Consider the following 6,389-nt stretch of genomic DNA (forward strand, 5'->3'; position numbering starts at 1 on the left):
GCGGGCGCGGGGGTGGGACGGCGGGGACAGGTGGGCCTCGTCGCGGTGGCGTCGGACGGCGTCGAAGATCGTGGCGGCGACGTCGCCGGGGGTGAGGAGGCCGGCGCGGGAGGCGGGGTCGGGTCCGGCTCGGCGGGTGCGGAGATCCGTGTCGACGGAGCCGGGGACGACGAAGGTCACGCCGACGCCCGTGCCGCGCAGTTCCCGGCGCAGTGCCCCGGCGAAGGCGGCGAGGCCGGCCTTGGCGGCGCAGTACACCGCTTCCTGCCGTACGCCCGCGCGGTCCGCGAGCGCGCCGAGCAGCACCACGCGGCCGCGTCCCGCCGCGATCATGGTCGGCAGGACCTCGCGCACGAGGTGGAGCGTGGCGTTGAGGTCCAGGGTGAGCACCCGGTCGATGTCGGTGTGCGGCATGGCGGCGAAGGGGCCCGTCCAGCCGATGTCCGCCCCGGCGACCAGGACGTCGATCCGTCCGGTCATGTGCAGTGCGGAGCGGGCGAGCAGGCGTGGTCCGTCCGGGGCGGCGAGGTCGGCGGGCAGGACGGCGGCCGACGTGCCGGCGGCGGTCCGTTCCAGGCGGTACCGGTCGCGCCCGCCGAGCAGGAGCTGCCAGCCGTCCATGGCGAAGCGCATTGCCGTGGCCGCCCCGATGTCCGAGGAGGCACCGGCGACCAGGGCCACGCGCCGGTCGAGGCGCCGTTCCGGTCCGTACACGCGCGTCCGGGCGGGGACGGGAGCGCCGGCACGGCGTGGGCGGGCGTCGGCCGGTGGGTCGTAGGCCGGGCCGGAGCCGGTGAGTGTCACGAGTCGTCTCCCCTGCGCTGTGCCTCGTCTGTCTCCCTACGGTCCTTTGCTACGGAACCCCGACTTCCGGAGCACCGCCACCGCACCTCGTCGCCCCCGTGGTCCGCGCTGACCGGCCGGCGGCCCGCCACCCGGGCGAACCGCGGGTCGTGGCGTCGTGGCACCCGGACGGGGCGGAACCACCCGTACGGGGCGGCCCGGTGCCGCCAGGCGGCGGTACGGGCGAGCGCGCGGGATTCGACGCGAACACACCCCGCGAAGATGTTGAAGGTTGAACGGAATAGGTCTACGGTGGGTCGTGTTGAGTAGTTCAACATTCAACAGAAGCCGCAGGAGGCACCCCATGAGCATCTTCACCCGCACCGACACCGAGACCGCCACCGCCACGGGCACCGCCGTCACCCCGGAGCTCGCCGCCCTGACCGGCGACTACACGATCGACCCCGCGCACTCGACGATCGGTTTCGTCGCCCGCCACGCCATGGTCACCAACGTCAAGGGCAGCTTCCAGGACTTCACCGGCACGCTGCACCTCGACGGCGGCGACCCCTCGCGGTCCACGGCCTCGCTCGACGTCGTGATGGACAGCATCGAGACGGGCAACGCCGACCGCGACGGACACCTCAAGAGCGCGGACTTCTTCAAGGCGGACGAGTTCCCGACCATGACGTTCCGCTCCACCAAGGCCGAGGCGCTCGGCGGCGACGACTACCGCATCACCGGCGACCTGACCATCCTCGGCACGACCCGCCCCCTCACCATCGACCTGGAGTTCAACGGCGCCGCGAAGGACCCCTTCGGCAACGAGCGCGTCGGCTTCGAGGGCAAGGCGCAGATCCTGCGCTCCGAGTGGGGCCTGACCTGGAACGCCGCGCTGGAGACCGGTGGCGTGCTGGTCTCCGACAAGATCAAGCTCAGCTTCGACATCTCGGCGATCCGGAACGCGTGAACCGGCGGCACCGGCCCGGCGAACCCCCGCCGGGCCGGCCTGGCCGGATCCCGCCCCTTGTGCGAGAACCGTCGGCGTTCCCATAATCCAGCAGCAGAATTTTGACCAGTCCATGCCAGCACATGGACGTTCTTTTTTGCCGCCTTGCTGTCATGCACTCGTCAAATGATGCTTCGGTTGCACGTCTCCCCGGTCAACCCCCCACGGAAGGCATCACGTTGAAGAGACTCCTCACGGCTCTCAGGAGATGCGCGGTCCTCGGCGCCGCCGCCCTCGCGATCGCCAGCCTCCAGCCCGTCTCCGCCGCGCAGGCCGCCCCCTCGCCCGTCGTCGGCGGGACCCGTGCCGCGCAGGGCGAGTTCCCGTTCATGGTCCGGCTCTCGATGGGCTGCGGCGGCGCGCTCTACACCCAGCAGATCGTGCTCACGGCCGCGCACTGCGTGGGCAGCTCCGGCACCAACACGAGCATCACGGCCACCGCCGGGGTCGTCGACCTGCAGTCCACCAGCGGCCGCGTCCAGGTCCGCTCCACCAAGGTGCTGCGCGCCCCCGGCTACAACGGCACCGGCAAGGACTGGGCGCTGATCAAGCTGGCCCAGCCCATCAACCTGCCGACCCTCAAGATCGCCACCACCGCGCAGTACAACACCGGTGACTTCACCGTCGCCGGCTGGGGCGCGAACCGCGAGGGCGGCGCCCAGCAGCGCTACCTGCTGAAGGCGACCGTGCCGTTCGTCAGCGACGCCGCCTGCAGGGCCTACGGCGGTCTGTACAGCGGCCTCGTCGCGAGCGAGGAGATCTGCGCCGGTTTCGACGCGGGCGGCGTGGACACCTGCCAGGGCGACTCCGGCGGCCCCATGTTCCGCAAGGACAACGCCGGTGACTGGATCCAGGTCGGCATCGTCAGCTGGGGCGAGGGCTGCGCCCGGCCCGAGGCGCCCGGCGTCTACACGGAGGTCTCGACCTTCGCCTCCGCGATCGCCTCGGCGGCGTCCACGCTCTGACCCACCGCGCACTCCGACCCACCGCGCACGGGGCCCGGCACCGACGGGGTGCCGGGCCGTCCGGTGCGGGGTGGCGGCCGGCAGCCGCCGGTGCGGAGGGCTCAGCCGCGCGGCTCGTCGTGGGACTCCAACCTGGCGACGGCCGCCGCCACTTGGGCCTGCCGGGCCCTCGGCGTCCTGGCGCGCAGGACGCCGAGCATCGTCAGGTAGCGGTCCGTGCGGCCGAGTGCCCGGAAGGCCGCCGCGGCCCCCGGGTTCCGCTCCAGCGCCGCCGCCAGGTCGTCGGGAACCTCGGCCTCCTTCTGTGACGCGTACGCCGCGTCCCAGCGTCCGTCCGCACGCGCCGCCGCCACCTGGGCGAGCCCGCCCGGACGCATCCGGCCCTCGGCGGTCAGTTCGCCGACCCGCCGGACGTTGACCAGGGACCAGAGGCTGCCGGGACGCCGCGGGGTGATCCGCTGGAGGTAGTGCGAGGCGTCGAGTGTCCTGCGCTGCCCGGTGATCCAGCCGTGGCACAGCGCCACGTCGTTGACGTCGGAGGCGCTGACGGAGGGGATGCCCGAGCCCTTCTTCGCGACCCGGACCCACAGCCCGGGGTGGGGGGCCGGATGGGCGGTCAGCCAGGAGTCCAGCTCGGCCACGGTCGCGAAGGCGAGGGGACCGGTGTCGTGGGCGGCGGTCATGGCACCACCGTAGGAACCAAGTAGGCCGGATGTCGTCCGCCAGGGCCCTAGCCGAGCAGGGCACGGGCCTGTTCACGCGCCGACGCGGCGGCGTCCGGGAAGATGCCGAGGCCGTGCGCGACCAGGGCGCCCTCGTGCAGCAGCATCAGCGCCCGGGCCAGCTCGCCGGCCCGGTCCGGGGCGATGTCCGCGACGAGGCGCGTGAACAGGTCGAGCATCCACTGCTTCTGCCCGGTGATGACGGGATGGGCCGGGTGGGTGGGGTCGCTGATCTCCGCGTGGGCGTTGACCATGCTGCACCCCCTGGGGCTGAGGTCCACGGCCCAGGCGCCCGTGGCGTCGAAGACGGCCAGGACCCGCGCGCGCGGATCGGGTCCCGCCGCGTCCAGGCGCTCGGCGAGGAAGGTCCGCCAGCGCTCGTCGCGGTCGGCCAGGTACTCCACGACGATCTGCTCCTTGGAGCCGAACCGGTCGTAGAGGGTCTTCTTCGTCACCCCGGCCTCGGCGGCGATGAGGTCGACCCCGACCGCGTGGATGCCGCGCTCGTAGAACAGCCGGGCGGCGGCGTCCAGGGCGCGGCGGGCGGCGGGGGTCATGGCGATCCGGTGCGGGGTCTGCGCGGGGGTGCCCATGCAGCCGAGTATACCGATCTGTATAGTAGCCCGAAAGGTATACCGATCTGTCTACTCCTCCTGGTCGTGATGTCGTGAACATCCTCCTCTCCCTCGCCTTCGTCCTGTGCTGGAGCTCCGGCTTCATCGGCGCCAAGCTCGGCGCGGGCAGCGCGTCGGCGCTCACGATCCTGATGTGGCGGTTCCTGCCGCTGGCCGTCGTCCTCGTCGCCGTCGCCGCCCTGATGCGGCCGGCCTGGCGGGGACTCACCGCCCGGGACGTCGCCCGGCAGGCCGTGATCGGCGTGCTGTCGCAGAGCGGCTATCTGCTCAGCGTCTACTACGCGATCCAGCTCGGCGTCTCCAGCGGCACCACCGCCCTGATCGACGGGGTCCAGCCGCTGGTCGCCGGGGCCCTCGCGGGGCCGCTGCTCGGGCAGTACGTCTCGGGCCGGCAGTGGACCGGCCTGGGCCTGGGGCTGAGCGGCGTCGCCGTGGTCACCCTGGCCGACGCGGCGGCCGGCACCGGCGTGGCCTGGTGGGCGTACGCCATCCCGCTGCTCGGCATGCTGTCCCTGGTCGCGGCCACGTTCCTGGAGAGCCGGTCCCGCTCGCGGGTCGCGCCCTCGGTGTCGCTGACCGTCCACTGCGCCACCAGCGCCGTCCTCTTCAGCCTGCTGGCGCTGGGCACCGGGGCCGCGATGCCGCCGGCCGGCACGGAGTTCTGGGTCGCGGTGGCCTGGCTGGTCGGGCTGTCCACCTTCGGCGGCTACGGGCTGTACTGGCTCATCCTGCGGCGTTCCGGGGTCACCAAGGTCAACACGCTGATGTTCCTCATGGCGCCGGTGACGGCCGTCTGGGGCGCGCTGATGTTCGGGGAGCCGTTCGGCGTCCAGACCGCCCTCGGGCTGGCCGTCTGCCTCGCGGCCGTCGTCATCGTGCACCGCGGCGGTGGGCGCGGGGAACCGGCGGTGACGGAGGCCCGGGGCGAGCCGTCGGAAAACCGGTGGACCCGGTCTGCCGGGCGCGCCTAACCTGCGGGGCATGTCCAGCCCCGAGGCGTCCAGACTGCGGCCACCGGCACTCCGGTGGCTGCTCGTGACGCCGATGCCGGGCCGCTGAGGCTGCCCGCTCGCTCCGCTGCCGGTGTGCCGTCCGACGTGTCATGTCCGTCGTCGGCTTCCGGGTGCGGAGTTTCCTCATGCCGTTCGCTCTTCTTCTGCTGGGCCTTGCCGTGTTCGCGCAAGGCACGTCCGAGTTCATGCTGTCCGGGCTGGTGCCGGACATCGCGCGGGATCTGGGGGTGTCCGTTCCCGCGGCGGGAGCGCTGACCTCCGCGTTCGCCGCGGGGATGGTCGTCGGGGCGCCGCTGGTGGCGGGGCTCGCGCGGCGCTGGCCGCGCCGGGGTGCGCTGCTGGCCTTCCTCGTCGTGTTCCTCGCCGTCCATGTCGCCGGTGCGCTCACCGGCAGCTTCGAGGTCCTGCTCGCCACCCGGGTGGTGGGCGCGTTCGCCAACGCCGGGTTCCTCGCCGTCGCTCTCGTGGCCGCCGTGGGGATGGTCCCGCCGGACGCGAAGGGGCGGGCGACGTCCATGCTGCTGGGCGGGGTGACGCTGGCCTGTGTGGCCGGGGTGCCCGCCGGGGCCGTGCTCGGCGAACTGTGGGGGTGGCGTGCGGCGTTCTGGGCCGTGGCGCTGGTGTCGCTTCCGGCGCTGGTGGCGGTGGCGCGGTCCGTGCCGGGCGGTGCGGCCGGAGGTGCGCCGCCCGCGCTGCGGGGTGAGCTGCGGTCGCTGCGCAGCCCCCGGCTCGTGGGCACGCTGCTGCTGGGCGCCCTCGTCAACGGCGCGACGTTCTGCACCTTCACCTATCTCGCGCCGCTGGTCACCGAGGAGACGGGGCTGGGCGACGGCTGGGTGCCCGGGGTGCTCGCGCTGTTCGGGGCCGGCTCGTTCGCGGGGGTGACCGTCGCGGGGCGGTACGCCGACCGGCGTCCGGTGCCGGTGCTCGCCGGCGGGGGCGTCGCGCTGTGCGCGGGCTGGTGCCTGCTGGCCCTCGGTGCCGGGCACCCGGCGGTGACGCTCGCGCTCGTCCTCGTCCAGGGGGCGCTGTCCTTCGGCGTCGGCTCGACCCTGATCTCCCAGGCCCTCTACGCGGCCCCGCAGGCACCCACGCTGGCCGGCGGTTTCGCCACGGCGGCGTTCAACGTGGGCGCGGCACTGGGCCCCTGGGCGGGCGGAGCGGCGATCGGCGCCGGCCTCGGCTACCGATCGCCGGTGTGGGTCAGCGCGGCGCTGATCGTGCTGGCGGGTGGCGTGGCGGGGTGGGTGCGGCGCGAGCGG

Annotated in this window: 7 protein-coding genes; 4 read left to right on the forward strand and 3 right to left on the reverse strand. The window is 73.6% G+C overall.

The genetic code is table 11. The features are described 5' to 3' along the window. Nucleotides 1-804 (reverse strand): SDR family NAD(P)-dependent oxidoreductase (locus RIN80_RS25735; RefSeq protein ID WP_309098038.1); only part of this gene is annotated, 804 nt, incomplete at its 3' end. Nucleotides 805-1,147: 343 nt separating this feature from the next. On the opposite strand from RIN80_RS25735, the gene RIN80_RS25740 reads away from it, so the two are divergent. Beyond that, nucleotides 1,148-1,753, forward strand: a complete 606-nt coding sequence (locus RIN80_RS25740; protein ID WP_309098039.1) for a YceI family protein — start codon at nt 1,148-1,150, stop codon at nt 1,751-1,753. Between the two features lie 218 nt (nt 1,754-1,971). Beyond that, entirely contained in the window at nt 1,972-2,757 is a 786-nt protein-coding gene (locus tag RIN80_RS25745) for a serine protease (RefSeq protein ID WP_309098040.1), read from the forward strand. Nucleotides 2,758-2,858: 101 nt separating this feature from the next. On the opposite strand, the gene RIN80_RS25750 is transcribed toward RIN80_RS25745, so the two are convergent. Continuing rightward, entirely contained in the window at nt 2,859-3,440 is a 582-nt protein-coding gene (locus tag RIN80_RS25750; protein WP_309098041.1) for a YdeI/OmpD-associated family protein, read from the reverse strand. Between the two features lie 47 nt (nt 3,441-3,487). Further along, the gene (locus RIN80_RS25755; protein ID WP_309098042.1) at nt 3,488-4,072 is read right to left on the reverse strand and encodes a TetR/AcrR family transcriptional regulator; all 585 of its coding nucleotides are present in this window, start codon (nt 4,070-4,072) and stop codon (nt 3,488-3,490) included. Between the two features lie 74 nt (nt 4,073-4,146). On the opposite strand from RIN80_RS25755, the gene RIN80_RS25760 reads away from it, so the two are divergent. Together RIN80_RS25760 and RIN80_RS25765 are read left to right on the forward strand one after the other, a co-directional pair. Continuing rightward, nucleotides 4,147-5,085: a DMT family transporter gene (locus RIN80_RS25760; protein ID WP_309098043.1), complete on the forward strand. Its 939-nt coding sequence runs from the start codon at nt 4,147-4,149 to the stop codon at nt 5,083-5,085. 167 nt (nt 5,086-5,252) lie between these two features. After that, a partial coding sequence (locus RIN80_RS25765) for a Cmx/CmrA family chloramphenicol efflux MFS transporter (RefSeq protein ID WP_309098044.1) occupies nt 5,253-6,389 on the forward strand: 1,137 nt, incomplete at its 3' end.

It is taken from the genome of Streptomyces sp. (assembly GCF_031181705.1).
Lineage (GTDB): Bacteria > Actinomycetota > Actinomycetes > Streptomycetales > Streptomycetaceae > Streptomyces.

Bases quoted from the DNA above. Each gene is read 5' to 3' on its own strand.
- RIN80_RS25740 (WP_309098039.1), top strand. From the start codon at position 1,148: ATGAGCATCTTCACCCGCACCGACACCGAGACCGCCACCGCCACGGGC.
- RIN80_RS25750 (WP_309098041.1), bottom strand. From the start codon at position 3,440: ATGACCGCCGCCCACGACACCGGTCCCCTCGCCTTCGCGACCGTGGCC.
- RIN80_RS25755 (WP_309098042.1), bottom strand. From the start codon at position 4,072: ATGGGCACCCCCGCGCAGACCCCGCACCGGATCGCCATGACCCCCGCC.